26 protein-coding genes and 2 pseudogenes are annotated in these 26,084 nt (G+C 68.3%); 19 read left to right on the plus strand and 9 right to left on the minus strand.

The window, feature by feature from the left end:
- The 9 genes from HEP73_RS00430 (at position 1) to HEP73_RS00470 (ending at position 10,052) form a co-directional block, all read left to right on the plus strand.
- The gene (locus HEP73_RS00430; RefSeq protein WP_185821705.1) at positions 1-519 is read left to right on the plus strand and encodes a TRAP transporter small permease; all 519 of its coding nucleotides are present in this window, start codon (positions 1-3) and stop codon (positions 517-519) included.
- A 3-nt stretch (positions 520-522) separates the two neighbouring features.
- Positions 523-1,806: a TRAP transporter large permease gene (locus HEP73_RS00435; protein WP_185814709.1), complete on the plus strand. Its 1,284-nt coding sequence runs from the start codon at positions 523-525 to the stop codon at positions 1,804-1,806.
- Between the two features lie 49 nt (positions 1,807-1,855).
- A complete protein-coding gene (locus tag HEP73_RS00440; RefSeq protein WP_185821706.1) occupies positions 1,856-3,439 on the plus strand; it encodes a family 43 glycosylhydrolase in 1,584 nt (527 codons plus the stop codon).
- Positions 3,440-3,486: 47 nt separating this feature from the next.
- A complete protein-coding gene (locus HEP73_RS00445) occupies positions 3,487-4,545 on the plus strand; it encodes a LacI family DNA-binding transcriptional regulator (RefSeq protein WP_185823232.1) in 1,059 nt (352 codons plus the stop codon).
- Between the two features lie 387 nt (positions 4,546-4,932).
- Complete coding sequence (kduI, locus tag HEP73_RS00450; protein WP_185821707.1) at positions 4,933-5,787, plus strand: 5-dehydro-4-deoxy-D-glucuronate isomerase; 855 nt, start codon at positions 4,933-4,935, stop codon at positions 5,785-5,787.
- A 66-nt stretch (positions 5,788-5,853) separates the two neighbouring features.
- Positions 5,854-6,609 carry a 2-dehydro-3-deoxy-D-gluconate 5-dehydrogenase KduD gene (gene kduD / locus HEP73_RS00455; protein ID WP_179570402.1) on the plus strand — a complete coding sequence of 252 codons (756 nt, stop codon included), beginning with the start codon at positions 5,854-5,856 and terminating at the stop codon, positions 6,607-6,609.
- Positions 6,610-6,775: 166 nt separating this feature from the next.
- The gene (locus HEP73_RS00460) at positions 6,776-7,432 is read left to right on the plus strand and encodes an RpiB/LacA/LacB family sugar-phosphate isomerase (RefSeq protein WP_185821708.1); all 657 of its coding nucleotides are present in this window, start codon (positions 6,776-6,778) and stop codon (positions 7,430-7,432) included.
- Positions 7,433-7,581: 149 nt separating this feature from the next.
- Positions 7,582-8,685: a GDSL-type esterase/lipase family protein gene (locus HEP73_RS00465; protein ID WP_185821709.1), complete on the plus strand. Its 1,104-nt coding sequence runs from the start codon at positions 7,582-7,584 to the stop codon at positions 8,683-8,685.
- Between the two features lie 164 nt (positions 8,686-8,849).
- Positions 8,850-10,052 carry a Fic family protein gene (locus HEP73_RS00470; RefSeq protein WP_185821710.1) on the plus strand — a complete coding sequence of 401 codons (1,203 nt, stop codon included), beginning with the start codon at positions 8,850-8,852 and terminating at the stop codon, positions 10,050-10,052.
- 29 nt (positions 10,053-10,081) lie between these two features.
- Here HEP73_RS00470 and phhA read toward each other — a convergent pair whose 3' ends face one another.
- On the minus strand, positions 10,082-10,972 hold the full coding sequence (gene phhA / locus HEP73_RS00475) for a phenylalanine 4-monooxygenase (protein ID WP_185821711.1): 891 nt from the start codon (positions 10,970-10,972) through the stop codon (positions 10,082-10,084).
- Positions 10,973-11,099: 127 nt separating this feature from the next.
- Here phhA and HEP73_RS00480 point away from each other — a divergent pair, with 127 nt between their 5' ends.
- The 3 genes from HEP73_RS00480 (at position 11,100) to HEP73_RS00490 (ending at position 13,926) form a co-directional block, all read left to right on the plus strand.
- Positions 11,100-11,579 (plus strand): Lrp/AsnC family transcriptional regulator, encoded by a 480-nt coding sequence (locus HEP73_RS00480; RefSeq protein WP_185821712.1) that lies wholly within the window; start codon positions 11,100-11,102, stop codon positions 11,577-11,579.
- A 134-nt stretch (positions 11,580-11,713) separates the two neighbouring features.
- On the plus strand, positions 11,714-12,571 hold the full coding sequence (locus HEP73_RS00485; RefSeq protein WP_185821713.1) for a hypothetical protein: 858 nt from the start codon (positions 11,714-11,716) through the stop codon (positions 12,569-12,571).
- Positions 12,572-12,591: 20 nt separating this feature from the next.
- Positions 12,592-13,926, plus strand: a complete 1,335-nt coding sequence (locus tag HEP73_RS00490) for an XVIPCD domain-containing protein (RefSeq protein WP_255423616.1) — start codon at positions 12,592-12,594, stop codon at positions 13,924-13,926.
- Between the two features lie 321 nt (positions 13,927-14,247).
- Here the strand turns inward: HEP73_RS00490 and HEP73_RS00495 are convergent, their stop codons facing one another.
- The 3 genes from HEP73_RS00495 to HEP73_RS00505 all read right to left on the minus strand — a co-directional run bounded on the left by HEP73_RS00495 (position 14,248) and on the right by HEP73_RS00505 (position 16,600).
- The gene (locus HEP73_RS00495; RefSeq protein WP_185821714.1) at positions 14,248-15,276 is read right to left on the minus strand and encodes a patatin-like phospholipase family protein; all 1,029 of its coding nucleotides are present in this window, start codon (positions 15,274-15,276) and stop codon (positions 14,248-14,250) included.
- A gap of 122 nt (positions 15,277-15,398) precedes the next feature.
- On the minus strand, positions 15,399-16,040 hold the full coding sequence (locus HEP73_RS00500; protein ID WP_185821715.1) for an NrsF family protein: 642 nt from the start codon (positions 16,038-16,040) through the stop codon (positions 15,399-15,401).
- Positions 16,037-16,600 (minus strand): sigma-70 family RNA polymerase sigma factor, encoded by a 564-nt coding sequence (locus tag HEP73_RS00505; RefSeq protein ID WP_185821716.1) that lies wholly within the window; start codon positions 16,598-16,600, stop codon positions 16,037-16,039. The genes HEP73_RS00500 and HEP73_RS00505 overlap by 4 nt, the downstream gene beginning before the upstream one ends.
- A gap of 484 nt (positions 16,601-17,084) precedes the next feature.
- On the opposite strand from HEP73_RS00505, the gene HEP73_RS00510 reads away from it, so the two are divergent.
- From HEP73_RS00510 to HEP73_RS00540, 7 genes are all read left to right on the plus strand, one after another.
- Positions 17,085-17,372: a BufA1 family periplasmic bufferin-type metallophore gene (locus tag HEP73_RS00510; RefSeq protein WP_185821717.1), complete on the plus strand. Its 288-nt coding sequence runs from the start codon at positions 17,085-17,087 to the stop codon at positions 17,370-17,372.
- A 16-nt stretch (positions 17,373-17,388) separates the two neighbouring features.
- On the plus strand, positions 17,389-18,231 hold the full coding sequence (gene bufB / locus HEP73_RS00515) for an MNIO family bufferin maturase (RefSeq protein WP_185821718.1): 843 nt from the start codon (positions 17,389-17,391) through the stop codon (positions 18,229-18,231).
- Positions 18,228-18,989 carry an HvfC/BufC N-terminal domain-containing protein gene (locus tag HEP73_RS00520; protein WP_185821719.1) on the plus strand — a complete coding sequence of 254 codons (762 nt, stop codon included), beginning with the start codon at positions 18,228-18,230 and terminating at the stop codon, positions 18,987-18,989. Before bufB (HEP73_RS00515) ends, HEP73_RS00520 begins: the two co-directional genes overlap by 4 nt.
- Positions 18,986-19,444: a DoxX family protein gene (locus HEP73_RS00525; RefSeq protein WP_185821720.1), complete on the plus strand. Its 459-nt coding sequence runs from the start codon at positions 18,986-18,988 to the stop codon at positions 19,442-19,444. The genes HEP73_RS00520 and HEP73_RS00525 overlap by 4 nt, the downstream gene beginning before the upstream one ends.
- Before the next feature lie 86 nt (positions 19,445-19,530).
- Positions 19,531-19,806: a BufA2 family periplasmic bufferin-type metallophore gene (gene bufA2, locus HEP73_RS00530; RefSeq protein WP_179570430.1), complete on the plus strand. Its 276-nt coding sequence runs from the start codon at positions 19,531-19,533 to the stop codon at positions 19,804-19,806.
- Between the two features lie 65 nt (positions 19,807-19,871).
- Positions 19,872-20,705, plus strand: a complete 834-nt coding sequence (gene bufB / locus HEP73_RS00535) for an MNIO family bufferin maturase (RefSeq protein WP_185821721.1) — start codon at positions 19,872-19,874, stop codon at positions 20,703-20,705.
- Complete coding sequence (locus HEP73_RS00540; RefSeq protein WP_185814727.1) at positions 20,702-21,439, plus strand: HvfC/BufC N-terminal domain-containing protein; 738 nt, start codon at positions 20,702-20,704, stop codon at positions 21,437-21,439. Before bufB (HEP73_RS00535) ends, HEP73_RS00540 begins: the two co-directional genes overlap by 4 nt.
- A gap of 31 nt (positions 21,440-21,470) precedes the next feature.
- On the opposite strand, the gene HEP73_RS00545 is transcribed toward HEP73_RS00540, so the two are convergent.
- From HEP73_RS00545 to HEP73_RS00560, 5 genes and pseudogenes are all read right to left on the minus strand, one after another.
- Positions 21,471-22,487, minus strand: coding sequence for a TIGR00266 family protein (locus HEP73_RS00545; RefSeq protein WP_185821722.1), 1,017 nt, complete (start codon positions 22,485-22,487; stop codon positions 21,471-21,473).
- Between the two features lie 229 nt (positions 22,488-22,716).
- A pseudogene (locus tag HEP73_RS22760) lies at positions 22,717-23,091 on the minus strand (transposase); the annotation flags it as partial.
- Positions 23,092-23,274: 183 nt separating this feature from the next.
- Positions 23,275-23,646: pseudogene (locus tag HEP73_RS22765) on the minus strand (IS110 family transposase); the annotation flags it as partial.
- A 256-nt stretch (positions 23,647-23,902) separates the two neighbouring features.
- Positions 23,903-24,760 (minus strand): acid phosphatase, encoded by an 858-nt coding sequence (locus HEP73_RS00555; RefSeq protein ID WP_185821724.1) that lies wholly within the window; start codon positions 24,758-24,760, stop codon positions 23,903-23,905.
- Between the two features lie 481 nt (positions 24,761-25,241).
- Positions 25,242-26,027 (minus strand): rhomboid family intramembrane serine protease, encoded by a 786-nt coding sequence (locus tag HEP73_RS00560; protein ID WP_185821725.1) that lies wholly within the window; start codon positions 26,025-26,027, stop codon positions 25,242-25,244.
- Between the last annotated feature and the right edge of the window lie 57 nt (positions 26,028-26,084).

Consider the following 26,084-nt stretch of genomic DNA (forward strand, 5'->3'; position numbering starts at 1 on the left):
ATGACCGACCACGCCATTGCCGTTCCGGTGGCGCCGCTGCAGCGGCTGCTCGACCGGATCTCCAACCTCGCCATCGGCATCGCCGCCGCCGCCCTGCTCGGGTTGGTGGTGGTGCAGGGCTGGCAGGTGTTCACCCGCTACGTGCTCAACGATTCGCCGAGCTGGACCGAGCCGGTGACGCTGCTGTTGCTGAGCACCGCGATGAGCCTGGCCGCCGCCGCCGGCGTGCACACCCGCCGCCATTTCGGTTTCTTCCTGCTGGCGGAAAAGATGCACGCCCGCGTGCGCCGGGCGATCGACCTGATCCGTCCGTTGATGATCGTCGCCATCGGCGCGGTGATCGCCTGGTGGGGCGGGGTGCTGTTGCTGGACGGGCTGGACATCAAGATGGCCGGCGCCTCGCTGCCGCAGAGCATCAATTACCTGCCGCTGTCGATCGGCGGCGCGCTGATGAGCGTGTTCGCGCTGTACCAGGCGTGGCAGGCGCTGCGTCCGGCCACCGCTGAAGGAGTGAACTGAGCCATGGCCATTGCAATCCTGCTCGGGCTGTTCGTGCTGTTGCTGTTGATCGGCGTGCCGGTGGCCTATGCGCTGGGCGCCGCGGCGCTGGCGACGATCCTGTATCTGGACCTGCCGGCGATCGTGCTGGTGCAGCAGATCTCCGCCGGCAGCGGCTCGGCCTCGTTGATCGCCATTCCGTTGTTCATCTTCGCCGGCGAACTGATGCTGCGCGGCGGCATTTCCGAACGCCTGATCGCGCTGGCGTCGTCGCTGGTGGGGCGCATGCGCGGCGGCCTGGGCCAGGTCAGCGTGCTGTCCTCGCTGTTCTTCGGCGGCGTGTCGGGTTCGGCCATCGCCGACGTATCGGCGGTCGGTGGCACCATGATTCCGCAGATGATCAAGCGCGGCTACGACCGCGACTACGCGGTCAACGTGAGCATGACCGCGGCGCTGGTCGCGCTGCTGGTGCCGCCCTCGCACAACCTGATCCTGTTCTCGGCCGCGGCCGGCGGCGGGCTGTCGATCGCCGATCTGTTCGCGGCCGGCATCTTCCCGGCGCTGCTGATGACCGCGGCGATGATGATCACCGGCTACGCGGTGGCGCGCCATCGCGGCTACGGCACCGAGCCGTTCCCGGGCTGGCGCGCGGTGGCGCTGCGCCTGGTCGGCGCGCTGCCTGGGTTGGGCCTGGTCGCGCTGATCTTCGTCGGCATCCGCGCCGGCATCTTCACCGCGGTGGAGAGCGCGGCGATCGCAGTGGTGTACGCGTTGATCGTCACCGCGCTGCTGTACCGGCAATTGCGCTGGGCCGAGTTCTTCGCCGCGGTCACGCATGCGGCGCGCACCACCGGCGTGATCCTGTTCGTGATCGCCACCGCGGCCGTGTTCGGCTGGCTGCTGGCCTACCTGCAGGTGCCGGCGGCAGCGGTGAAGTTGCTGCAGTCGATCGCCGACGGCAAGAACACCGTGCTGCTGATGATCGTGGTGATGCTGTTGCTGCTGGGCATGTTCATGGACCTGGCGCCGAAGATCCTGATCTGCACGCCGATCTTCCTGCCGGTGGTGAAGGCCTACGGCATCGACCCGATCCATTTCGGGCTGGTGATGGTGCTGGCCGGCGGCATCGGCCTGATCACCCCGCCGATCGGCTCGGTGCTGTTCATCGGCACCTCGATCGGCCAGATCACCGTGGCCCAGAGCATGCGCACGATCTGGCCGTTCTGGCTGGCGGCGCTGTGCGTGCTGCTGATCGTGGCGTTCTTCCCGGAACTGTCGCTGTGGTTGCCGCGCGCGCTGCGCGCCTGATGCGCCGCGCCGCACGCAAGCGCTGCGGCGCCAACCAAGGAGTGCACGCATGACCTCGCCTACCGCCTCGTCCTCGCTGCGCTGGCTGTTGCTGGCCGGCCTGCTCGCCGCCAGCACGCTGGCCGCGGCGGCCGACTGGAAGCGCGGCATCGAGCAGCAGCGCATCGCCGACCAGGGCGACGGCACCTTTCTCAATCCGGTGCTGGCAGGCGACCATCCCGATCCGTCGGTGCTCAAGGACGGCGACGACTACTACCTCACCCTGTCCTCGTTCGACGCCTACCCAGGCCTGCCGATCTGGCACTCGCGCGACCTGGTCAACTGGCAGCCGCTGGGCCACGCCATCAGCGAGAACGTCGGCGCGATCTGGGCGCCGGACCTGATCAAGCACGGCACGCGTTACTACATCTATTTTCCGGCGCGGCGTGGCGAGCAGGGCCAGCGCAGCAACTTCGTGGTCTGGGCCGACGACATCAAGGGCCCGTGGAGCGCGCCGATCGACATCGGCCTGGGCAAGTACATCGATCCCGGCCACGCGGTCGGCGAAGACGGCAAGCGCTACCTGTTCCTCAGCGGTGGCGACTACGTGCAGTTGTCCGACGACGGGTTGAAGGTCGTCGGCACGCCCAAGCATGTCTACGACGGTTGGAAGTACCCGGAAAGCTGGGACGTGGAAGCCTATGCGCAGGAAGGGCCGAAGATCACCCGCCACAACGGCTGGTACTACATGACCACCGCGGTCGGCGGCACCGCCGGCCCGCCGACCGGGCACATGGTGATCACCGCTCGCTCGCGCTCGATCCACGGGCCGTGGCGCAACGCGCCGAACAACCCGATCACCCGCACCAAGAGTGCGGCCGAGCCGTGGTGGTCGCGCGGCCATGCGACCCTGGTCGAAGGCACCGACGGGCGCTGGTGGATGCTCTATCACGGCTACGAGAACGGCTACTGGACGCTGGGCCGGCAGGCGCTGCTGGACCCGATCGAGTGGACCGCCGACGGCTGGTTCGTGGCCAAGGGCGGCGATCTCGGCTCGCCGCTGAAAAAGCCCAGCGGGCAGGCGTTGCCGCACGGGCTGGCGTTGTCGGACGATTTCCGCGACGGCCGACTCGGCCCGCAGTGGTCGTTCTTCAACCCGGGCCGCGACGAATACCAGCGGCTGTCCTTCGGCGACGGCACGCTGAGCGTGCAGGGCAAGGGCCGCGCGCCGCGCGACAGTTCGCCGCTGACCGTGATCGCGCCCGACCCCGCCTACGAGTTCGAAGTGCAGATGGAGATCGAACCCGGTGCGCAGGGCGGCGCGCTGCTGTTCTACAGCGAGCGCCTGTACGCCGGGGTGGGCAGCAACGGCGAGGCCTTCGTCATGCACCGCTACGGCGAGGAGCGCCCGGCGCAGCTGGCGCCCAGCGCCAAGGGCGGCCGCCTGTGGCTGCGGGTGCGCAACGACCGCCACATCGTCACCATCCACAGCAGCCGCGACGGCAGCACCTGGACCAAGTACCCGGTGCAGATGGAAGTGTCCGGCTACCACCACAACGTCGCCGGCAAGTTCCTGGCCCTGAAGCCGGCGCTGTATGCGGCCGGAAATGGAAAGGTGCATTTCCGCCAATTCCGCTACCGCGCGCTGGAGTGAACATGACTACCGGTAGAATCCGTCCTCTTCCGTCCGGTTTTCCGTCCATGGCGCCGAGCAAACCTCCTTCCGCCGATCTCCACGCCTCCGTCCACGGCAAGGCGGCGACGATCAACGACATCGCGCGCCTGTCCGGGGTTTCGAAGAAAACGGTGTCGCGGATCATCAACAACTCGCCGCTGGTGCGCAAGGACACGCGCGAGAAGGTCGAAGCGCTGATGCGCGAAGTCGGCTACGCGCCGGATCCGCTGGCGCGCGGGCTGGCGTTCCGGCGCTCGTTCCTGATCGGCATGGTCTACGACAACCCGACCGCGCAGTACATCGTGGACATGCAGTACGGCGCGCTGGACGCGTTGCGCGGCTCCAGCTTCGAGCTGGTGGTGCATCCCTGCGACAGCCGCAGCCCCGGCTATATCGAGGGCGTGCGCCGCTTCGTGCAGCAGCAGAAATTGCACGGTGTGATCCTGGTGCCGCGCGCCTCCGAAGACCAGGCGCTGGCGGACATGCTCGCCGGCATCGGCGTGCGCTACACCCGCATCGCCTCGCTGCCGCTGGACGAGACCTCGCAGATGGTGGTCACCCACGACCGCGACGGCGCCGCCGAAGCCGCCGACTACCTGCTGTCGCTGGGCCACCGCGAGATCGCGCTGATCACCGGCCCCAGCGCCTACCGCTCCGCGCACGAGCGCACCGCCGGCTTCATCGAAGCGCTGACCCGGCGCGGCATCGAACTGCCGCCGGAGCGCATCGTCGAGGCCGGCTACACCTTCGAATCCGGCGTGGCCGCGGCCGAGAAACTGTTGCTCGGCAAGCAACGCCCGAGCGCGATCTTCACCGGCAACGACGAGATGGCCGCGGGCGTGTACAAGGTCGCGCTGCGCGCCGGCATCAACATCCCGCGCCAGCTGTCGATCATCGGCTACGACGACAGCCCGCTGGCCTCGCGCCTGTGGCCATCGCTGACCTCGGTACGCCGCCACACCCGCGACACCGGCCGCACCGCCGCGGCGATGCTGATCCAGCCCGAGGGCACCCCGGCACTGGCGATCGCCAGCGTGCGCCCGCACCTGATCGTGCGCGACTCCTGCCAGCCGCCAGAAGATTGATGAAGCCGCTGAGCCCCTCTCCCTCCGGGAGAGGGGTTGGGGTGAGGGTACGGCGCGTAGCGTCTCGCTGAGTTTGGGCGCACGAGGCTGCGCTCGTACCCTCATCCGCCCTACCGGCACCTTCTCCCGAGGGGAGAAGGAACAGCCGCCTTAGCCCCTCTCCCCTCGGGAGAGGGGTTGGGGTGAGGGTACGGCGCGAAGCGTCTCGCGGAGTTTGGGTGCACGAGGCTGCGCCCGTACCCTCATCCGCCCCTGCGGGGCACCTTCTCCCGATGGGAGAAGGAAACATCGGCCTTTCGTGCACTGCGCAATGACACCGGTTTACCAGAGCCGCTAGAATGCCCTCATGCGGGCTGCCGCGTGTCCCTGCTTGCCCCGGAGATCCCCATGTCCCTGTACTGCAAGACCCACTACGCCACCCATCCCGACGCCATCAAGGGCGCCAGCAACGACCAGTTGCGCGAGCTGTACCTGCTCGATGGCCTGTTCGTCGCCGATGCGATCACGCTGAAGTACACCCACTACGAGCGCTTCGTGCTCGGCGGTGCCGCACCGGTCAGCAAGCCGGTGCAGTTGCCTAAACAGACCGAACCGGCCTCCGCCGCCGGCCATCCATTCCTGGAGCGCCGCGAGCTGGGCGTGATCAACGTCGGCGCCGGCAGCGGCACGGTCACCGTGGACGGCACCGCCTACGCGCTGGGACCGAAGGACGGGCTGTACGTGGCGATGGGCAGCAGCGAGGTCAGCTTCGCCTGCGACGACGCGGCCAACCCGGCCCGGTTCTATCTGGCCTCGACCCCAGCGCATGCGCGCTTCGAGACCAAGCAACTGTCGATCAAGGACGCGGTGGCGCTGGACCGCGGCGCGCTGGAGACCAGCAACGAGCGCACCATCTACCAGTACATCGTGCCGGCCACATGCCAGTCCTCGCAGCTGCTGCTGGGCCTGACCGTGCTCAAGCCGGGCAGCGTCTGGAACACCATGCCGCCGCATCTGCACGACCGCCGCAGCGAGGTCTATTTCTACTTCGACCTGGGCGCCAACGACCGCGTCTATCACTTCATGGGCGAGCCCGACGCGCAGCGCCACATCGTGATCCAGAACGACGAGGCGGTGGTCTCGCCGCCGTGGTCGATCCACATGGGCGCCGGGACCAGCAACTACGCCTTCATCTGGGCGATGGGCGGCGAAAACCTGGATTACACCGACATGCACGTGCTGGACATCTGCCAGCTCAAGTAAGCCGCCGCGCGCGCCACCTGCGCCGCCGCCCGCCACCGTATCCGCATCACTCTAGGAGCACCCGCAATGACGAATCCGTTCAGTCTCGAAGGCAAGGTCGCACTGGTCACCGGCGCCAATACCGGCCTCGGCCAGGGCATCGCGCTGGCGCTGGCGCAGGCCGGCGCCGACATCGCCGCCGCGGGCATCCAGGCGCCCACCGAGACCGAGGAAAAGGTCAAGGCGCTGGGCCGACGCTTCGTCGCGATCGAGGCCAACCTGATCAGCATCGAGCCGGTGCAGCGCGTGCTCGACGAGACCCTGGCCGGCCTCGGCCGCCTCGACATCCTGGTCAACAACGCCGGCCTGATCCGCCGCGCCGACGCGGTGGATTTCAGCGAACAGGACTGGGACGACGTGATGAACGTCAACATCAAGTCCGCGTTCTTCATGTCGCAGGCCGCCGGCCGCCACTTCATCGCCCAGGGCAGCGGCAAGATCATCAACATCGCCTCGATGCTGTCGTTCCAGGGCGGCATCCGCGTGCCCTCGTACACCGCCAGCAAGTCCGGCATCGCCGGCATCACCCGCCTGCTGGCCAACGAGTGGGGCGCCAAGGGCCTGAACATCAACGCCATCGCGCCCGGCTACATGGCCACCGACAACACCGCGCAGCTGCGTGCCGACGCCGCGCGCAACCAGTCGATCCTGGAGCGCATCCCGGCCGGGCGCTGGGGCGTGCCGGAAGACCTGGGCGGCACCGCGGTGTTCCTGGCCAGTAGCGCTTCGGACTACGTCAACGGCACCGTCATCCCGGTCGACGGCGGCTGGCTGGCGCGCTGAGCCAAGCACGCAGCGTGCGCTGCTCCCTTCTCCCCGTGGGAGAAGGTGCCCGCAGGGCGGATGAGGGTTGGCCCGCACGCACACCATCCAGATGCAGACGGCGGTCGGCACCACACGCGCCACATCGATCACACGCGACATCTTCCCCCCGCAATCGGAGACACCCATGAAAATCGCACTGATGAATGAGTTCAGCCAGGCCGGCAAGAACCCGGTGATCCTGCAGCAGCTCACCGACGTGGCCGGCGAACAGGGCCACAGCGTGTTCAATGTCGGCATGGACGGCGACAACGATCACCGCCTGACCTACATCCACCTGGGCATCGTCGCCAGCCTGCTGCTGAATTCGAAGGCGGTCGATTTCGTCGTCGCCGGCTGCGGCACCGGCCAGGGCGCGATGATGTCGCTCAACGCTTACCCGGGCGTGTTCTGCGGCTACTGCATCGAGCCGACCGACGCCTACCTGTTCGCCCAGGTCAACAACGGCAACGCGCTGGCGCTGGCCTTCGCCAAGGGCTACGGCTGGGGTGCGGAAATCAACGTGCGCTACATCTTCGAGAAGGCCTTCAGCGGCGAGCGCGGCATGGGCTATCCGGCCGAGCGCCGCGAATCGCAGCAGGCCAACGCCGGCATCCTGGCGCAGGTCAAGCAGGCCACCGGCAAGTCCTACGTGGACGGCCTGCGCGCGCTGGACCCGGAACTGGTCAAGCAGGCGGTCGGCGGCGAGCGCTTCCAGCAGTGCTTCTTCGACAACGCGCAGGACGCCGAGATCCGCGCCTTTGTCGCTGGCGTGCTGGGCAAGCCGGAAGCCGCAGCGGCCTGACCCGCATGACGCCCCTCTCCCGCGGGAGAGGGGTTGGGGTGAGGGCCGAACGGTTCGACCAACCCGCACCGCGCTTGCCTAACGCCTCGCCACACCCGCCGTGACAGCGGCGGCGGCGCAAGCGCAGACGCCGCGCACCGGAGCCCGCCATGCGCCTGTTCTTGTCCGTCTTGCTGTCGCTCTGCGCAGGGATCGCCTGTGCAGAGCCGCAGCGCGTATTCATCGCCGGCGATTCCACCGCGGCCGACTACGGCCCCGAGCGCGCGCCGCAGGCCGGTTGGGGCCAGGCCTTGCAGAGCTATCTGGATCCGGCCGCCTGGCAGGTGCGCAACCACGCCAAGGGTGGGCGCAGCGCGCGCAGCTTCATCGTCGAGGGCCGCCTCGACGCGATCGCCAAGGACCTGCGTCGCGGCGACGTGCTGCTGATCCAGTTCGGGCACAACGACGCCAAGGTCGAAGACCCCAACCGCTACGACGATCCGCAGCATGCTTATCCGCAGTATCTATCGCGCTACGTGACGCTGGCCCGCGACAAGGGCGCCACGCCGATCCTGCTCACGCCCGCCGCGCGGCTGCTGTACGACTTCGGTTCGCTGCTCGACACCCACGGGCTGTACACCCAGGCGGTGAAACAGCTGGCTACGCGCGAGCAGGTCGCGCTGATCGACCTCAACGCCAGTTCCACCCGCTGGATCCGCGCGCTGGGCGAGCAGGGCGCCAAGCCCTACTTCATGTTCGTGCCCGAGCAGAACAAGGCCGACGGCACCCACTTCAGCACCGCCGGCGCCACCGCCGTGGCTTGCCTGGTGCTGCGCGACTGGGTGGCGTCGACGCCCGAGCTGAAGCCGGCCTTGAAGCGCGACATCGACTGCGACGTAAGTCAGCCCGCAGGGCGGGGCAGCGAGCCGGCCAAGCCCTCGCGCGTGGTCCACGAGCGCGATATCGGCATCAGTCAGCCCGGCCCGCACGGCGGCGCCGGGCCGACCACCGCGTATCCCTTCTTCGCCGACGACAAGGACCTGCCCTTCGTGCTGCGCAAGCGCGTGCTGCACAAGGGCGCGGGCATCGGCCTGCACCCGCAGCACAAGGACGAGATCTATTACATCGTCAGCGGGCAGGGCAGCTACGTGCTGGATGGCAAGCAGTACGACGTGGCGGCAGGCGATGCGCTTCTGACCCGGGTGGGCAGCCTGCATGCGCTGCAGCAGCGGGGGGAGCAGGATCTAGTGGTGCTGCTGGCGTATCCGCGGTGAAGCCAGCCGGGCAGGGCCCCGGTCTACCGGCGCCAACTTTCAAAAGCGGTGGGAGATTTTGAAGTTTAATGAAGTAAACTTCAAAAATCTTTGCTGCTTTTGAAGGATGGCAGGCTAAACTTCAGAAGCGTAGAGTGCTTTTGAAGTTTAGGGCGGAGGGTTCCATGCGACGAGAAGACATAGCGGTCCCACTGCGCCAGTACCTGGTGCCGGTCGAAGGTCGCCCGAACCTGGTGGCCATGACAGCCCCGCCAACGCCGCGCAGGCTGCCCGCTGGGCAGTCGGGCAACCGCGAACTGTTCGCTGGCGCCAACGCGGCGCTGGCCCGGCTGGAACAGGCAATGCGCCACTGGCCTGCCCCGGATTTGGTCACCCGTACCTTGGCGCGACGCGAAGCCGTGCAGAGCTCCCAGATAGAAGGGACCCAGACCGATCTGGACCAGTTGCTGGTGTATGAAGCTACCCTTGGCCTCGACGGCCTGCCCGCCGACGTGGTGATCACCGAGCGTTACGTACAGGCGCTGCAGGACGGCCTTGAAGCGGTCAGGGAGCGGGGTAGGTCCGCCATCGACCTTGCGCTGGTCAATCACCTGCACGCAGTGCTGATGCAGGACACGCCCGAGCATTTCCCAAAGGGCAGCTATCGTCAGGAACAGGCCGTTATCGGCCCGTTGGGAGGACGCCCTGAAGACGCACGCTTCGTTCCTTCGCCGCCGGATCGGATCGGATCGGCGATGCAGGAACTGGAACGGCAGATGCTGCAATACCAGGCGGCGGAAGACGAACAGTTCGAACTGAACATCCTTGCCCAGCTCGCCATCACGCACGCCCAGTTCGAAACCATCCATCCATACAAGGATGGCAATGGACGCACCGGTCGGCTGCTGATGCCGCTGATACTGGCGGCAGAAGGATATCCACCGCTGTACCTGTCTGGCGCATTGCTCCGAAGCAAGGACACCTACTACGAAGCGCTCAACCAGGTGCAGATCAAAGGCAACTGGGTACCGTGGATGGATATGGTCTCCAAGGTCGTGGTGGAGTCGGCGAACGATGCGATCGCCATCGCCGAGGACATGCAGCAGCTTGTAGCAGAGTGGTCGGTGAAGGTAAGCCGCTATCGCGGCGATTCTGTCGCGCGTCGACTTCCCGCGCTGCTGGTCGGCCATCCGGTGGTCACGGCGTCACAGGTTGCTTCGCTGCTGGATGTGTCTGACCGGTCAGCGCTTACCGGCATCTATGCGCTCGAGGAGGCCGGAATCCTGTCGAAGGGCAACGAGAAGAAGTGGGGCAGGACGTACCACGCCCACGCCGTCCTCAAGCGACTCAACCAGCCACCAGCGCGCGTGGCTACGCGGCCGCGTTGAAAGCAGCCGGGCAGGGCCCGGCTCTACGGTTAAACGTCGCCGCCTTCCGCCCAGCCTTCGCCGGTGCCCTTCTGGTACACGCGGTCGCCTTCCTGAACCTCGCCGGCCGGCAGGTGCTCCTGGGTTTCCAGCGCCACATAGAGCGGAGTGAAGTCCGGCGCAGTCGCCTGCATCAGCTGTTCGAAGCTGTCGATGACGAAGTAGGTCTTCTGGAAGGTGTCGATGCGGTAGCGGGTGCGCATGATCCGCGCCAGGTCGAAGCCGATGCGGTTGGGCGCGGCCGATTCCAGCGCGTACAGCGATTCTCCCTTGGACGAGACGATGCCGGCACCGAAGATGCGCAGGCCGTCGGCGCTGGCGATCAGTCCGAACTCCACCGTGTACCAGTACAGGCGGGTGAGGTTCTGCAGCGCGTCCGGGCCGATGCCGTGCGCCTTGACCCCACCGCGGCCGTAGGCCTGCATGTAGTCGGCGAACAGCGGATTCATCAGCAGCGGCACGTGGCCGAACAGGTCGTGGAACAGGTCCGGCTCGGCGATGTAGTCGATCTGTTCGGGGCGGCGGATCCACCAGGTCACCGGGAAGCGGCGGTTGGCCAGGTGATCGAAGAAATCCAGTTCCGGCAGCAGGCCCTCGACCCCGACCAGGGTCCAGCCGGTGGCGGCGCCCAGCACCTCGTTGAGCTGCTCGAAGCGCGGGATCGCCTGCGGACTCATGCCCATCGCGTCCTGCGCCTGCAGGAATTCGTCGCAGGCGCGGCCGACCAGCAATTCGCGCTGGCGCTGGTACAGCGTTCCCCAGGTGGCATGGTCGTCGGCGCTGTAGCTGTCCCATGGCTGCGCGACCACGGCCGTGGTGTAGACCGGCACATAGCCCTTGTCGGTCTGCTGGTGTTCGACGCGGCGCGGTGCGGTGTCCATGGGCGGCGGCTCCGGTGGGGATACCGACGATGCTAGGCGACAAGCCACGCAATGAGTTTGCGAAGTTGCGCGATTCCGGCCCCTGAGCGCAAGATTGTTGCAGCGAATCCATGTTGCAGAGCAATAAATGACCGAATCGGCCCTGTTCGACCGCACCGACCTGCGCCTGCTGGCGCTGCTGCAACGGCAGGGACGGGCCAGCAACGCCGAACTGGCCGCGCAGGTGAACCTGTCGCCGTCGGCCTGCCTGCGCCGGGTGCAACGGCTGGAGGCCGACGGCGTGGTCGCCGGCTACGCCGCACGGCTGGTGCCTGGCGCGATCGGCCTGGGCCTGCAGGCGTTCGTGCGCGTGCAGCTGGAAAAGCACGGGCAAACCGGCATCGCCCATTTCGCCGACAGCGTGCAGGGCTGGGACGAAGTCGTCGCCTGCCACGCGCTGACCGGCGACATGGACTACCTGCTACACGTCTACGTGCGCGATCTGACCCATTTCTCCGCGTTCCTGCTGGACAAGCTGCTCAACGCCGCCGGCGTGGCCGACGTCAATTCCAGCTTCGTGCTGCGTACGGTCAAGGACTTCACCGGGTTGCCGCTGCCGCGCGGCTGAGTTAAGCGCAACAACTTCTGGCGCCTTGCCATCGCCGATGTGCAGCGCAGGCTGCAGCGCGATGCCGCGCCAGGTTCAGTGCCATCGGGCCTGCAACCTATAATCAACTTCTGCGCATCACCGGAGGATGCAGGATGAAACCCGCCCTACGCCTCGCCCATTGGCTGCTGCTGGTCAGCGCCTTGCCGATGGCAGGCTGCGCCAAGCCCGCCGATACGGCGCAGCGAACCACCACCAACGAACAGGGATGTGTCATGAAGCATCACGATGGCCCGCAGGATCCATTCAAGACGCCGCCGCCGCTGATGGACACATGCCTCGGTCCGTACACGTTGCGGATTCCGGCCAACTATTTCGGCGACCAGATGGGGCCGAACTTCGACGGCAGCTTCGGCCTGTACCTGGAATATCCGACGCTGGAGCCGTTCGCGCCTGGCGAGCGCAGTCATCTGAGCCTGGATGTGGCGACGCGCACGGTCAATATCGGCTACAGCTATCTGGATCGGGTGGACACGCATGAATATCTGCGCAGGCAGTACACGCCCGATCCGGGTGAAGAGGGAAATCCAGAAGAACGACTCGATGATCGCATTGAGGGCGAACCGACTTACGGCTTGACGCCGTACTACGCGGATCTGCCGAAGTTCATGGAGTACTACAGAGCAAAGGGATACAGAGAATCCGCTCCCGTGATGCAGGCCGAGCATCATGAGGATTGGTATGTAAAGCGAAATGGCAACGGTGAGATTGAAACGCTGATCAAGTGCACCTCGCGCGAAGTCACGCAGTCCGGGGTGGCTTATGTCGATGGCAAACTCGTTCGCAGCAAAGAAGATGCGCTACCGGTTTGCAAGCACTTCTTCATCATTCCCGAGTTGAAGGTGGCTGTCGACATTCGCTACGTGCGTTTCGCACTTGCGGACTGGAAGAGGATCGAGGACAGGGCGCGTAGTGCGGTGCATCAATTCATGGTCGAAAAGGCTGACAAGTAGGTCAATACACGGAGGTTCGAATGGCTGGTATCACGCAACAAGACATCAATGTGCTGCGTCACTACGCAGACAGCGGCAATCGTGAACTCTATTGGAATTATCTGGCCCACAAAGACGGCAATGATGGCTATGGTCTCCTCGCATTAGGCGTAGTCCGAAACGACAATGCGCCCGGCGCGACCGCCAACGTGTTTGCCGACAGCCAGGCACGGCGCGATGGCGTCAGCATGAGCGAGCGCGAGTGGAACAGTTTCGGTGTCGACCTGATGCGCTCCGATCTTGAACGGCGCCAGCACTACGAAAGGAGCGGCCGCCCGGAACTCGCCCTCAATCTGCCGGTGAGGGACGTCGAAGACGTTCACGACGCAAGCTTCCAGAAAAGGCACATCAACCCCGACGCCTGGACCCCGCGCCAGCTGCTCGATGCCGCGCGCCGCCACGGCGGCGAAGCCGAGGCGGAGAAGGTCTGGTCGATGATGCTCGACAACTCCGCACTTGGAGTGAACCGGGCCAGCGAAACCATGGCGGACGTTGGCAAGTACGACGATGCGCAACTCAATGCGCTTTCCTATACGTGGCGGATGACGGTCGCACGCATCGGAGCGAGCCATACGCTGCCCATCACCGACCCGGACCGGATTGGTGCGCCGAATTTTTCCTACATGTACGACCAACAGACGCGCGGCTGGAACACGTGGGTCAGCGATGGTGAGCAGACCGTGGTGCAGCCAGTGCGCGACCCGCAGCAACTCCGCGAACTCGACGACACGCGCGCGCTACGCCTGGAGCGCCAGCAGCTGCGGCAGCAGTTCCATCCCGACGATCCTTACCGGCAGCAACCGGTCATGCGCAGCCCGCAGACATTGGCCGAGGCCGATCCGATGGAGCCTGCACGTGGCGGCGAGTCGCTGGCGGCGCGCGCTGCCGATCCTACGCAAGCGGCTCACCCGCGCAATGCGTTGCATCAGCAATGCGTCGCCGGCACGCACGCGCTGGACCAGCAGCTCGGGCGCAGCCCCGACGCGGACAGCGCCTGCATGGCTGCCAGCCTGACCGATCTGGCCGCGCGCAGCGGCCTGGAGCGGGTGGATCATGTGTTGTTGAGCGAGCGCGGACGCACTGCGCAAGCGGGCGAACTGGTGTTCGTGGTGCAGGGCGACCCGAAGGATCCGGCGCACCTGCGCGCGCAGATGCCGAGCGAAGAAGCGGTGCGCACGCCGGTCGCGCAGTCGTTCGAGCGGCTGGCCGAGTTCGATCGGCAGCAGGCGCTCGCACAAACGCAGCAGGCAGCCATGCAGCAGGATGTGCAGCAGCAGGATGCACAGCGCCAGAGCACGGCGGCAATCCGGATCTGAGCGAAGCTGCGGGCAGAGGGGATTTGCACGCTCGGCTGTTCCCTTCTCCCATCGGGAGAAGGTGGCCCGCAGGGCCGGATGAGGGTCCGGGCGAAGCCTCGTGCACCCCAACTCCGCGAGACGCTGCGCGCCGTACCCTCACCCCAACCCTCTCCCGGTAGGAGAGGGGCTATGGACGCCCGGCTGTTCCTTCTCCCCTCGGGAGAAGGTGCCCCGAAGGGGCGGATGAGGGTACGGGCGCAGCCTCGCGCACCCAACTCAGCGAGACGCTGCGCGCCGCACCCTCACCCCAACCCCTCTCCCGGTGGGAGAGGGGCTAGCTCAGTCCTGCTTCTTGCACGGATCGTCGCGGCCGATCAGGCGGCCCAGGCGCGAGCGCAGTTCGCATGGCGCGGGTGCCGGCTGCGCCGCCTTGGCTGCAGCAGCCGCGGCCGCCGCGCGCTGTTGCTGCAGCTGCGCCAGCTTGGCCTTGATCTGCGGCATCGCCGCCAGCGCGGCCTTCTCGCCTTCCAGGATGGCGGCGTTGCGCTGGGCGAAATCGGCGGCGCCGATGTCGTTGACCTTGGGCCGGATCACGATGTCCGCGCGCGCTAGCTCCTGCTGGCCCAGGCGCTGGCCCATGATCGCGATCGACTGGTTGACGATGCCGAGCATGCCGGCCGGGTTCTTGCCGCTGGCCTTGCTGGAGATGTCCACCGCGACCACGAAGTCGGCGCCCAGCTGGCGCGCCGCGTCCACCGGCACCGGGCTGACCACGCCGCCGTCCACGTAATGGAACTTGCCGATGGTCACCGGTTCGAACACGCCGGGAATGCTGCTGGAGGCGCGCACCGCCTGGCCTGCGTTGCCGCGCACGAACACGGTGCGCTCGCCGTCTTCCAGGCGCGTGGACACCGCGGCGAAGGGCTTGGCGAGCTTCTCGATCGGGCGGTTCTTGAGCTGGGCGTTGACGTAGTCCTGCAGCGCCTGGCCTTGCACCAGACCGCCGGAGAACAGGCGCATGTCGCGGATGCTGGTCTCGTCCAGCGCCACCGCGGCCTGCTGCATCTGGAACGCGTCCATGCCGCTGGCGTACAGCGCGCCGACCACGCTGCCGGCGCTGGTGCCGGACACCACCACCGGCTCCAGCCCGTTGGCCTGCAGCATCTTGATCACGCCGATATGGGCGAAGCCCTTGGCCGCGCCGCCGCCCAGGGCGATGCCGATGCGCAGCGGCTTGGCCGCGGCGGTCGGTGCCGGCCCCACCACCACCGGGGCCGGCGTCGCCGGCTTGGGCTCGCCGCCGCACGCAGCGAGCAGGCCGAACAGGGACAGGGACAGGAGCAGGCGCGGGGAACGGAAGGCGGTCATGGATGCGGCGTCGAGGAAGGAGAGGGCGGAGCCGGCGCGAGCATACCGGGATCGGCCTGCACCGCCCACGACCGGAGGTCATGCCGGCTGGCGCATGCGGCGCCGAACGAACGCAGCGCCGGCTACCAGCGCAGCAGGCGCGGGCCGAGGGCAGCGCCGAGCGCGGTCGGCAGTGCCATCCCCAGCACGTACCACAGCGCCCAGAACGGGACCGCCATCTCCGGGCAATGGAAGCAATAGGCCGTGGTCGCCAGGGCGCCGCCGAGCAGTCCGCCGGCCGCGCCGGCCGCGCGCAGGCGGGTCGGCGCCAGCCCGCGCAAGGCCCAGAACACGCTGGCGAAGGTCGGAATCGACAGCAGCGCGATGTTGAACGGGCAACTGTGCCAACTCTGGCCCTCCAGCAACGGCAGGCGCAGTTCCGCTGGCGCCGCCCACAGCGCGGCGATGGCCGCGATCCACAACGTGACGACCGGGACGCCGATCGCGATGGCGGCGGCGCCGACCCGCCGCCCCGGCGTGGCCAGGCGCCAGGTCGCCAGGCCGGCACCAGCGGTCATGCAGGTGGCGAAGCCCAGCTTCGCCCAGAACGCCGGATCCGCAGCGGCGACCATCAGGTCCGGGCGGAGACCAAAGACGGCTGCCGCCAACAGCAGCGCACCCAGCAGCCCGCATGGCAGCGCCAACGCGAATCGCCGAGCAGAAGCATGCCGGCCCACGCGCAAAGGTTCCTGCGCCAGCAGCGCAATCAATTCATTGGTCTTCATGTCGTACTCCTGATCTTCAGCGCCAGCGCCTTGAGTCCGCGATGCACGCCGACCTTGACCGCGGATTCGGACATGCCGGTCAGCCGGGCGGTCTCGCTGACCGACAGGCCCTGCAGCTTCACGTGCACGATCGGCAGGCGGTGCCGGTCCGGCAATTGCTGCAGCAGCCGGCCGATCTCATGGCGGGCGTGCGCCGGCGCGTCGTCGGCATGCGCGAACAGATCGTCCGCGGCGTCCAGCGGCAGTTGCAGCGGACGCTTGCGCGCGTGCGCCCGGTAGAAGTCCAGCAGCTTGTAGCGGGCGACCGCATACACCCACGCGGTCAGCGGTTCGCTGCGGCGATAGGTGTGGCGGCTGTTGTGGATGGCCAGCAGGGTCTCTTGCAAGATGTCCTCCACATCATCGGGCGCGTGGTTCAGGCGGCGGCGCAGGAAAGCGCGCAAGTGGGCGCTGAGTTCGTCCAGGAACGTGCGGTAGTCGCGCGCGTCGCCCTCCAGGCCGGCCACGAACAACAGGCGCAGACGCACTTCCACCGCCTGCAGCGCGTCCAGCCGGCTCATCGCGCCACGCGGCCGGCGGCCTGGGACGGGACGCGGCGGGAACGGCGGATCGGCATGCAGCGTTCTCCAAGGCGGCCTGGCGCACGCCGGACAGGCAGGATACGACGGCAATGGCCTTGCTGCTGGAGTCGCACCGGACGTCGGCCCGTTGGTGCCGATGCCGCCCTGGCCGCGCCTGGCGCCGCACTCGGCCGTGCCAGGCGCGCCACGCACGCGCCCACCGCCGCGACGCATGGCGCCGCGGGCGCAGGCCATGCGGTCACGGCCGCCACCGGTGTCTGGCTGTTCACTGTCGCTTCTTGTCTCTGGTCATGACCGCGGTAGTTCGTCGCATGCGCGGTGGCGGTTACAGCCGCCGGCCGAATATTTTTTCCACGTATGGGCGGCCGGCTGTAACCGCTGCGGCGTTCGCCGCGAATGCAGGAGGAACCCGGCCGCAGCGTGCGCCCGGCCCGTCCATTCCCTTTTCCGCAGGAGCATTCCCATGAACGTACGCAACGCCGCCGCGGCAACCCTGACCCTGGCCGCCCTCGTCGCCGGAGCCGCGATGGCGCAGGGCGCCGATCGCGCTGCGCAGCCCAAGCCGATGGAGAAGTGCTACGGCATCGCCAAGGCCGGCCAGAACGATTGCAAGGCCGGGGCGGGCACCAGTTGCGCGGGCACGTCGAAGCGCGACTACCAAGGCAATGCCTGGAAGAACGTGCCGGCCGGCACCTGCGTCGGCATCAAGACGCCGAAGGGTCATGGCACGCTGAGCCCGGTCGGCGCCTGAGCGCGGAGCCGCGGCCATGCAGCTCGGCGCCGGCATCGGCCTGAAGCCGCAACACTACGCGCAGGCGCTGGACTGTCCTGCGCCGGGGTTGTGGTTCGAGGTGCATCCGGAGAACTACCTGGTCCAGGGCGGGCCGCGGCTGGCCTGGCTCGAGGCGATCGCCGCGCGCCACCCGCTGTCGCTGCACGGCGTGTCGCTGTCGCTGGCGGCCGATGCCGATCCGGACGCGCGGCACCTGCGCCGCCTGGCCGCGCTCGCCGAGCGGGTCCAGCCGTGGCAGGTGTCCGAGCACCTGGCCTGGTCGGTCTGGCGCGGCCGTTACCATCCGGACCTGTTGCCGGTACCGCGCAGCGCCGCGGCGCTGGCCCGCGTGGTGAGCAATGTCCAGCGGGTGCAGGAGGCGCTCGGCCGCACCCTGGCGATCGAGAACCCTAGCCACTATCTGGAGCTGCCCGGGCACACCTGGAGCGAACCGGATTTCCTGGCCGAACTGGTGCGGCGCAGCGGTTGCCGGCTATTGCTGGACATCAACAATGTCCATGTCAGCGCGCACAACCTGGGGTTCGACGCCTATGCCTACCTGCATGCCTTCCCTGCCGATGCGGTGGTGGAAGTGCATGTGGCCGGCCATGCCGAGGAAGCGGCAGACACGCGGACGCTGCTGATCGATTCGCACGACGCGCCGGTGGATGCCGCCGTCTGGGACCTGTACGCGTATTTCCTGGACCTCGCCGGGCCGCGGCCGACCTTGATCGAGCGCGATGGCAACGTACCCGCATTCGATGCGCTGCTGCTGGAGCGCGATCGTGCGCAGCGGCTGCTGGAGCGGGCCGCCACGCGGCGGCGGCGGGCGGCATGAGCGCATTGGCGCAGTTCCAGGACGGGTTCGCGCGCGCGCTGTACGGCGATGGCGACGCCGGCGGGCTGGCAGCGCAACCGGGATTCCGCATCTACCGCAACACCGTGCTGCGCGCCTGCATCGATGCGCTGCAAGCGAATTTTCCGAGCGTGGAGCGGCTGGTGGGAGCGGCATGGTTCGAGCAGGCGGCGCGTGCCTATGCCCGGCGCTGCCCACCCGACGATGTGCGCCTGCTGCACTACGGCGGCGACTTCGATGCGTTTCTCGCCGCGCTTCCCGAGGCCGGGCAGTTGCCTTATCTGCCGGGTGTGGCGCAACTGGATCGCAGCTGGCGCGAGGCGCATGTCGCGGCCGACGCCGCCGTCCTCGATCCGCAGGCCGTGGCCGCCTTGCCTGGCGAACAACTGGCGGCCGTGCGCCTGACCGTGCATCCAAGCGCGTGCTGGCATTGGTTCGAGGCGTTGCCGGTGTACTCGATCTGGTGTGCGCAGCGCGATGCGGCACCGGTGCCCGAGCTTGCGTGGCGCGGCGAAGGCGCACTGCTGCTGCGGCATGACGGCCAGGTGCATCGGCATGCGCTGGGCCTGGGTGGTTGCGTGCTGCTGCAGGCCTGCCGCGGCGGCGCCACGCTGCAGGCCGCGGCAGAGCAGGCGCAGCAGGCCGAGCCCACGCTGGCGCTGGCCGACACCTTCGCAGCGCTGCTGGGTGCCGGTGCGTTTTCTTCCCTCGACCCCTCTTCCATGCAAGGAATTCCATGACGTCTCTTCTCGCTTCCGCGGACCCGCGTGCCGCGTGGAATCGTCTCGCCGCCGCGGTGTCGCAGCGGGTCGGCCATTCGGCGCTGGCACTGCTGTTCCGGCTGTCGATCGCCGCGATCTTCTTCCTGTCCGGGCGCACCAAGGTCAGCGGCGTGCTGACCATCACCGACAGCACCTACGCGCTGTTCCGCGAGGACTACCGCGTGCCGCTGCTTGCGCCGGAACTGGCCGCGCACCTGGCCGCCTATGCGGAGCACCTGTTCCCGTTGCTGCTGGTGTTGGGCCTGTGCACGCGGCTGTCGGCGCTGGCCTTGCTGGGCATGACCGCGGTGATCGAGATCTTCGTCTATCCCGATGCGTGGCCCACGCACCTGAGCTGGGCCGCGCTGCTGTCGTACCTGATCTTTCGCGGTGCCGGCCGCGTATCGCTGGACCGGCTGCTGCGCATCGCATGATCGTCGCATCGCGCTGTAACCGCGGCGACGCTTGCGCCGAAGTACCCGCTGCCAATTCGGCATCCGTCCATCACCGAGGAACGTCCATGATCGCTACCCGTACCGTCACCGGTTTCGCCGCCACCGCCGCGCTGCTCGCCGTCGCCGCCGCCAGCGTCCCGGTCACCGCCAGCGCCGCTACCAAGGGCGATGCCAAGCTCGTCGCCTGCTATGGCATCAACAGCTGCAAGGGCCAGTCCGATTGCAAATCCGGCAGCCACGAGTGCAAGGGCCAGAACGCGTGCAAGGGCCAGGGCTTCAAGGATGTAACGGTGAAGCAGTGCAAGTCGGCCGGCGGCTCGCTGACCGCGCCCGCCGCCTGAGGCGACACCCCTGTTCCGGCCGGCGCCGTGCGCCCCGGCCGGGACGACCAACGAGACCTTGCCAGATGGACACGATCGCGCCTTTCCACGGCTTCGGATTGGGCCTGCGCCCGCCGCACTATCCGCTGTATCTCGAGGAGCCGCCCGCGCTGGATTTCGTAGAAGCGATCTCGGAAAACTTCATGGTTGCCGGCGGCCGGCCGCTGCATGTGCTGGATCGGGTGCGCGAGCGCTACCCGGTGGCGCTGCACGGCGTGTCGATGTCGCTGGGCTCGGCCGACGGGCTCGATCGCGACTATCTGCTGCGGCTCAAACATCTCACGCGGCGCGTGCGCCCGCTGTGGGTCTCCGACCATCTGAGCTGGAGCGCGGTCGCAGGATTCAATTCGCACGATCTGCTGCCGCTGCCCTACGACGGCGAAGCGCTGGACGTGGTCTGCGCCAACATCGCCCACGCCCAGGACGTGCTGGAGCGGCCATTGCTGCTCGAGAACCCATCCACCTATCTGGCCTTCGCAGGCGCCATGAGCGAAGCGGCGTTCCTGCGCGAGGTGTGCGCACGCACCGGCTGCTATCTGCTGCTCGACGTCAACAATGTCTACGTCAGCGCCGTCAACCATGGTGCCGATCCGCAGGCCTATCTGGACGCGCTGCCGTGGGACCGGATACGCCAGGTGCACCTGGCCGGGCATAGCCAGGGCCGCGAGCTGTTGATCGATACCCACGACCAACCCGTCTGCGATCCGGTGTGGGCGCTGTACGCGACGGTGTGCCGGCGTATCGGCGCGATGGCGACCATGATCGAGCGCGACGACCGGATCCCGCCGCTGTCCGAGTTGCTGGACGAGCTGCAGATCGCCCGGCGCATCGCCGCCAACGCGGCACGCGCGGCCGCATGAGCCTGCTCGACCTGCAGCGCCGCTTCTCGGGTTGGCTGCGCGACCCCGCGGCCGATGCGGATACCTGCCTGGATGCGCGCCAGCGCCCGGGCCTGCGCGTGTATCGGCATGCCTACCGCGCGCAGCTCGGCGACGCGTTGCGCGACACCTACGCCACCACCCTGGCCTGGCTGGGCGAGGTCGCGTTCGACGCGGCCGCGGCCGGCTACGTGGCGCGGCATCCTCCTTCTGCCTGGAACCTTGGCGCCTACGGCGACCGCTTCGGTGCCTACCTGCGCGTGTGCCATCCCGAGCGCCCGGAACTTGCCGACCTGGCCTGGCTCGACCTGGCCCTGCGCCGCGCCTTCGATGGGGTCGACGCGGCGCCGGTGACGCTGGCGGCACTGGCCGGCGTGGACTGGGAGCAGGCGCGCCTGCGCTTCGTGCCGACCCTGCGCCGTCGCCGCATGCGCAGCAACGCCGCTGCGATCTGGCTGGCACTGTCGGAGGGGCGTGCGCCGCCTGCGGCGGTACGCCTGTCCGAAGCTGTGACGATCCGGGTCTGGCGCAAGGGCTTGTCGCCCTATTTCCAGAGCATGTCGCCGCTGGAGGCGCGCATGCTGCGCGATGGCCTGGCCGGATTGCGCTTCGGTGCGTTGTGCCGGCATGCGCCTGACGACGATCCGGCGCTGGTCGGGCGGGTGCTGGAACAGTGGTTGCGCGACGAACTGCTGGAGGCGGTCGTGCCGGGGTGAGCGGTGCACGCATGCGCCGCTCACCCGCAACTCAGAAGTTGTTGTCGCCGTCCAGCATCCGGCCCAGGCCGCCGAGCACCGAGCCTTCGCCGCGGTTCTGCCCGCCGGCCTGCGGCGCGGCGGCGAACATGCGTCCGGCCAGGCGCGAGAACGGCAGCGATTGCAGCCACACCTTGCCCGGGCCGGTCAGCGTGGCCAGGAACATGCCTTCGCCGCCGAAGAACATGCTCTTGATGCCGCTGACCGGGCGCACGTCCATGTCCACCGTGGAATGGAACGCGACCACGCAGCCGGTGTCCACGTCCAGGCGTTCGCCGGCGGTCAGCTCGCGCTCGACCACGCAGCCGCCGGCATGCACGAACACCCAGCCGTCGCCTTCCAGCTTCTGCATGATGAAGCCCTCGCCGCCGAACAGGCCGGTCATGATCTTGCGCTGGAAGTGGATGCCCAGCGACACGCCGCGCGCGCCGGCCAGGAAGCTGTCCTTCTGGCAGATCAGGCGGCCGCCGTGCTGGTCCAGCTTCATCGCCAGCACCGTGCCGGGATACGGCGCGGCGAAGGCGACCTTGGCCTTGCCCTGGCCCTGGTGGGTGAACACGGTGGTGAACAGGCTCTCGCCGGTGACCAGGCGCTTGCCGGCCGAGAACAGCTTGCCCATCAGCCCGCCGCCCTGGCTGTTGGAGCCATCGCCGAACACGGTGTCCATCTGCACCACGGCGTCCTTGAACATCAGCGCGCCGGCCTCGGCGACCGCGCTCTCGCCCGGATCCAGCTCGATCTCCACGAACTGCATCTCGTGGCCGACGATGCGGAAGTCGATGTCGTCGGCGCGACCGCTGCCGCCGGGCGGGGGCGGCAGATCCGGTGGCAGGCTGGCCGCGCTCGCGCCGCGCAGTTCGTCGATCTGGTTTGCCGGTTTCCAGCCGCTCTGGCCCTGGCGCCAGGCCATGGCGGTGGGATTGGTGCGGGCGAAGGCGATGGCGTCGGCGTCGTCGAGCGGGCCGGAGCGGGTCTGCTCGCTGCCGGTCAGGAAATACCACTGGGTCATGGCTGCAGGTCCTTGGCGGAAATCTGCGGCGAGTCTAGCCCGCCGTCCCGGTCGGTTCGCATCTGCCCAAAGGCATGGGTGGGATGTTCGCCGAATGGAGCAACGTCAATCACGACGAAACGAAGCGGCGCGATCCCGGATCGAAAAGCGTCGCGGCTGAAGCCGCTCCTACAGAAAAGCGAGCCTGGACAAGTACGAGCGGCACGCACGCCTTTGTAGGAGTCAACTGTCATGCAGCAGCAATGGCAGGAGGTGCGTACGGTGCTCGATCTCGCGCGATGGCATTGAGCCAGCGCAGGTATTTGTGCATGCACGCGATGATGGCGACCTTGGCGGGTTTGCCTGCGGCGGTCAGGCGGGCGTAGGTGTGTGCCAGCGGGGAGCCGGTGCGGATCGAGGCCCAGGTGGCCATGTACAGCACCCGCCGCACGTCGGCGCGTCCGCCCTGGATGCGGCGTTGGCCGCGCCAGCGGCCGCTATCGCGATTGAACGGCGCCAGCCCGACCAGGGCGGCGATCTTGCGCGCAGGCACGGTGCCCAGTTCGGGAAGCCGCGCGGCCAGGGTGGCGCGCAGGATCGGGCCAAGCCCGGGCAGTTTGGGCAGATCAGAGCAGGCCGCTCCCGCCCGTGCGATCTGTCGGGACACCTCACGGATACGCTGCTGCAGCAGCGCGATCACCTGGAGCCACTGGTCGCGCACCGCCTCGCAGGCCACGTGCTCCAGGCACCGGCGCTGCGCATCGCGCTGGGCGACCAGGGTGCTGCGCAGGTGGAGCAGCTCGCGTAGCGCCTTTAGCGATGCAGGGAGCACCGCGGTGGGCTGGGCGTGGATGCACTGGGCCGCCACCGCCAGCAAGCGCGCATCCAGCGCATCGGTCTTGGCCTTGAGGCCCAACGCCTGCGCCAGCGCCCGGGGGCGATGGGCGGGCAGCCGGACCACGGGCAGACCGGACTGCGACAGCGCCTGCAGCACGGCCTGTTCGTAGCCGCCGCTGGCTTCCAGCACGATCCGCTCGCATCCCATCGCGGCCAGGCGTTCAGCCAAGCCGGCGCGCCCCTCGGGCGTATTGGCCTGGGTCCAGGCCCACCCGTCCGGCAAGACATGCATGGCCAGTTCGGCCTTGGAAACATCGATCCCGACAAAACGCTGCATGGACATAGACGTTCTCCGCAGTAGACTCAGGGACGAGAGATCTCCTGCCGATGCCCATGCTTGTAAGTTCGAGCTCGCGGCTCAGGCAACTGTTCGGGCTTGTTGGGCAGGAGAATCGGAGTGCGGCGGTCCTGACTCCTACTCGTGCTCGTGAGGCACTGCGACTTAGCGGCCTGCCGCACTCCGCTCTCACCTCAACGATATACCCGCGTTAGACACAAGCGGCTTCAGCCGCGACCAATCGATCGATAACCGCAGCGCCCTACAGCGCGCTCTCTGGCCGCACCTGCAGGGTCGCGGCTTCCGCGGTGCAGTCCTGGGCCGGCGTCAGGCCCTGCGCGCGCGCGGTGGCGATCTCCTTGCGCGCGCCCTCCAGATCGGCGCGGAACGCCGGGTCGGCATGCAGCCGCGCCACCGTCGCCGCGCCCATGAAGCGGCCGGCCAGCACGTCGCTTTGCCAGTGCACGTTGCACACCAGCCGGCTTTCGCCGTAGTTGCGGCCGCGCGCGATCAAGGCGTCGGCGCGGTCGGGCGCGAGTTCGCCGAGGATCAGCGCCCAGGCCCAGCCGATGGCGCTGTGCCCGGAGGGATAGGCGCCGCTGTGGCGCAGCCCGTCCTCGTCGTCCGGGGTGCAGACCGGCTGCTGGTTGAGCATGAACGGGCGCGGCCGCCGGTAGTGGTTCTTGGCCGCCTTGGTCGCGGCGCTGGCGTCGATGCGGCTGCGTTCCAGCAAGGTGTACAGGTGCGGGGTGCGCTGCGCGTCGATGGGCACGCCCAGCGCGCAGGCGAACTGGCCGGCGCCGGCCGGGAAGCTCAGATCGGCGTCGCGCGCGGCCTGTTGCCAGCGCGCACTGCCGCGCAGCGCCAGCGCCTCGCGGTTCACCGACTGGTCCAGCGCCTGCCCGGGTGAGCCCTCGGCCGGCGGTGCCGGCACCAGCTGCAGGCTGGCCGGAATCGCGGCGGGAGCGAGGTAGCCGACCGCCTTGCCCGGCTCGGCCGCGGCCATCGCCTGGTCCGGTGCCGCCGGCGCACGCGCGGGCGACGTGCTGCAGCCGGCGAGCGCGAGCGCCAGCAGGGCGAGGGCGGCAGAACGGGAACGGAAGGCAGGGGACGCGGGCATGCGATCTGGGGCGGGCGGCGAGGGATCGGCCAGTGTACGGCCGGTGCCGTGGCGCGGCAGGCTGCGATGGCGCGGGTCGGAGGGTGGAGCGGTACTGCCTGCAGCAGCCAGGTCGATGCGTCCAGCGTGCGCGCGAGGCGGTGTTGACCGGGGACGGCAGCAATCATGCCGAGCGGGCGGCGAACCTGTGGGAGCTACTTCAGGGCACCTCTAATAATTTCGATTCCGAGAATTGCACGCTAGGCACATCAATCACTTGCGAACGCTTAGGCCGAGCTCTTTCGGGTCATTAGAGGTGCCCTTCAGTCGCGACGGGCCTTACCGGTAATGCGTCGCGACTGAAGTCGCTCCCACAAAAAGCCCGCGCCAACCGCAAACACCTGGGCGCATGCTCCAGCGCTTGCCTCCCACGGCGAAGCGCAGCAGGCAGGCAGCGGCTGTCGTACTGCGTAGTGAGGTCGCCACGCCTGCGGCGACGGCCTCAGCCCTCGTCGCGCTCCTGCCGCGGCGGGAAGCGCAGCACCACCCCGCGCGGCACCGAGGGCGGTTGCCACAGCACCGGCACCTGCGCCGGCGGTGGCGGCTCCAACTCGTCGTGCAAGGGCGCCAGGGTTTCCTCGTCCTCGTCTTCCCAGCTGTAGCGCTTGCGCGGCGGCAGCGGGTCGCGGTGGCGCAGCAGCAGGGCCGCGACCGCGCCGCCCAGCGCACCGCCCAGGTGCGACTGCCAGGACACGCCGGCCTCGTGCGGCAGCACTGTCACCAGCATGCCGCCGTAGAACAGGAACGCGATCATGCTGGCGGCGATCGCGGCGCGGTCGCGGCGCAGCAGGCCGAGCACGAACACCAGGAACAGCAGGCCGTGGGTGACGCCGCTGGCGCCCAGATGATGGCTGCCGGGCTCGCCGAGCAGCCACGCGCCCAGGCCCGAGCCCAGCCACAGCAACGGCAGCGCCGCCAGAGTGGCGCGCGGGTACACGCTGCCGGCCAGGGTGCCCAGGATCAGCAGCGCGCCGGCATTGGCGGCCAGGTGTTCCAGCGACCCGTGCAGCAAGGGCGCGGTCAGCAGCCCTAGCAGGCCATCGGCCTGCTGCGGCCCCACCGACCACGGCCGCCAGTCGAACAGGCCCTGGCTGGCGAACACCGCCACCAGCACCGCGATCAGGGCGAGGCTGGCGTTGAAGGCGCGCAGGATCCGGGCCCGGTCGAAGCGGTCCTGCGCCTGCGCATCGTCGGCAGGCGGGGACGGGGAGAGCGGAGAAGTGTCCATGGTCCCTGGATGGCGGCGCCCATCGCCCAAGGCAAGGCGCCGCCGGTGGGAGGGACT

Origin of the sequence: Xanthomonas sp. GW (genome assembly GCF_014236815.1) — a bacterium.
GTDB lineage: Bacteria > Pseudomonadota > Gammaproteobacteria > Xanthomonadales > Xanthomonadaceae > Xanthomonas_A.

What these genes read in the sequence shown, in the direction of transcription:
- kduD (WP_179570402.1), top strand. Translation starts at nt 5,854, where the DNA reads ATGACGAATCCGTTCAGTCTCGAAGGCAAGGTCGCACTGGTCACCGGC.
- HEP73_RS00540 (WP_185814727.1), top strand. Translation starts at nt 20,702, where the DNA reads ATGAGCCTGCTCGACCTGCAGCGCCGCTTCTCGGGTTGGCTGCGCGAC.
- HEP73_RS00435 (WP_185814709.1), top strand. Translation starts at nt 523, where the DNA reads ATGGCCATTGCAATCCTGCTCGGGCTGTTCGTGCTGTTGCTGTTGATC.
- HEP73_RS00555 (WP_185821724.1), bottom strand. Translation starts at nt 24,760, where the DNA reads ATGCCCGCGTCCCCTGCCTTCCGTTCCCGTTCTGCCGCCCTCGCCCTG.
- HEP73_RS00500 (WP_185821715.1), bottom strand. Translation starts at nt 16,040, where the DNA reads ATGAAGACCAATGAATTGATTGCGCTGCTGGCGCAGGAACCTTTGCGC.
- HEP73_RS00480 (WP_185821712.1), top strand. Translation starts at nt 11,100, where the DNA reads ATGACCGAATCGGCCCTGTTCGACCGCACCGACCTGCGCCTGCTGGCG.
- HEP73_RS00520 (WP_185821719.1), top strand. Translation starts at nt 18,228, where the DNA reads ATGAGCGCATTGGCGCAGTTCCAGGACGGGTTCGCGCGCGCGCTGTAC.
- bufB (WP_185821721.1), top strand. Translation starts at nt 19,872, where the DNA reads ATGGACACGATCGCGCCTTTCCACGGCTTCGGATTGGGCCTGCGCCCG.
- HEP73_RS00490 (WP_255423616.1), top strand. Translation starts at nt 12,592, where the DNA reads ATGGCTGGTATCACGCAACAAGACATCAATGTGCTGCGTCACTACGCA.
- HEP73_RS00430 (WP_185821705.1), top strand. Translation starts at nt 1, where the DNA reads ATGACCGACCACGCCATTGCCGTTCCGGTGGCGCCGCTGCAGCGGCTG.
- HEP73_RS00510 (WP_185821717.1), top strand. Translation starts at nt 17,085, where the DNA reads ATGAACGTACGCAACGCCGCCGCGGCAACCCTGACCCTGGCCGCCCTC.
- HEP73_RS00440 (WP_185821706.1), top strand. Translation starts at nt 1,856, where the DNA reads ATGACCTCGCCTACCGCCTCGTCCTCGCTGCGCTGGCTGTTGCTGGCC.
- HEP73_RS00545 (WP_185821722.1), bottom strand. Translation starts at nt 22,487, where the DNA reads ATGACCCAGTGGTATTTCCTGACCGGCAGCGAGCAGACCCGCTCCGGC.
- HEP73_RS00495 (WP_185821714.1), bottom strand. Translation starts at nt 15,276, where the DNA reads ATGACCGCCTTCCGTTCCCCGCGCCTGCTCCTGTCCCTGTCCCTGTTC.
- HEP73_RS00460 (WP_185821708.1), top strand. Translation starts at nt 6,776, where the DNA reads ATGAAAATCGCACTGATGAATGAGTTCAGCCAGGCCGGCAAGAACCCG.
- HEP73_RS00505 (WP_185821716.1), bottom strand. Translation starts at nt 16,600, where the DNA reads ATGAGCCGGCTGGACGCGCTGCAGGCGGTGGAAGTGCGTCTGCGCCTG.
- HEP73_RS00485 (WP_185821713.1), top strand. Translation starts at nt 11,714, where the DNA reads ATGAAACCCGCCCTACGCCTCGCCCATTGGCTGCTGCTGGTCAGCGCC.
- phhA (WP_185821711.1), bottom strand. Translation starts at nt 10,972, where the DNA reads ATGGACACCGCACCGCGCCGCGTCGAACACCAGCAGACCGACAAGGGC.
- HEP73_RS00560 (WP_185821725.1), bottom strand. Translation starts at nt 26,027, where the DNA reads ATGGACACTTCTCCGCTCTCCCCGTCCCCGCCTGCCGACGATGCGCAG.
- HEP73_RS00525 (WP_185821720.1), top strand. Translation starts at nt 18,986, where the DNA reads ATGACGTCTCTTCTCGCTTCCGCGGACCCGCGTGCCGCGTGGAATCGT.
- HEP73_RS00470 (WP_185821710.1), top strand. Translation starts at nt 8,850, where the DNA reads ATGCGACGAGAAGACATAGCGGTCCCACTGCGCCAGTACCTGGTGCCG.
- bufB (WP_185821718.1), top strand. Translation starts at nt 17,389, where the DNA reads ATGCAGCTCGGCGCCGGCATCGGCCTGAAGCCGCAACACTACGCGCAG.
- HEP73_RS00465 (WP_185821709.1), top strand. Translation starts at nt 7,582, where the DNA reads ATGCGCCTGTTCTTGTCCGTCTTGCTGTCGCTCTGCGCAGGGATCGCC.
- kduI (WP_185821707.1), top strand. Translation starts at nt 4,933, where the DNA reads ATGTCCCTGTACTGCAAGACCCACTACGCCACCCATCCCGACGCCATC.
- bufA2 (WP_179570430.1), top strand. Translation starts at nt 19,531, where the DNA reads ATGATCGCTACCCGTACCGTCACCGGTTTCGCCGCCACCGCCGCGCTG.
- HEP73_RS00445 (WP_185823232.1), top strand. Translation starts at nt 3,487, where the DNA reads ATGGCGCCGAGCAAACCTCCTTCCGCCGATCTCCACGCCTCCGTCCAC.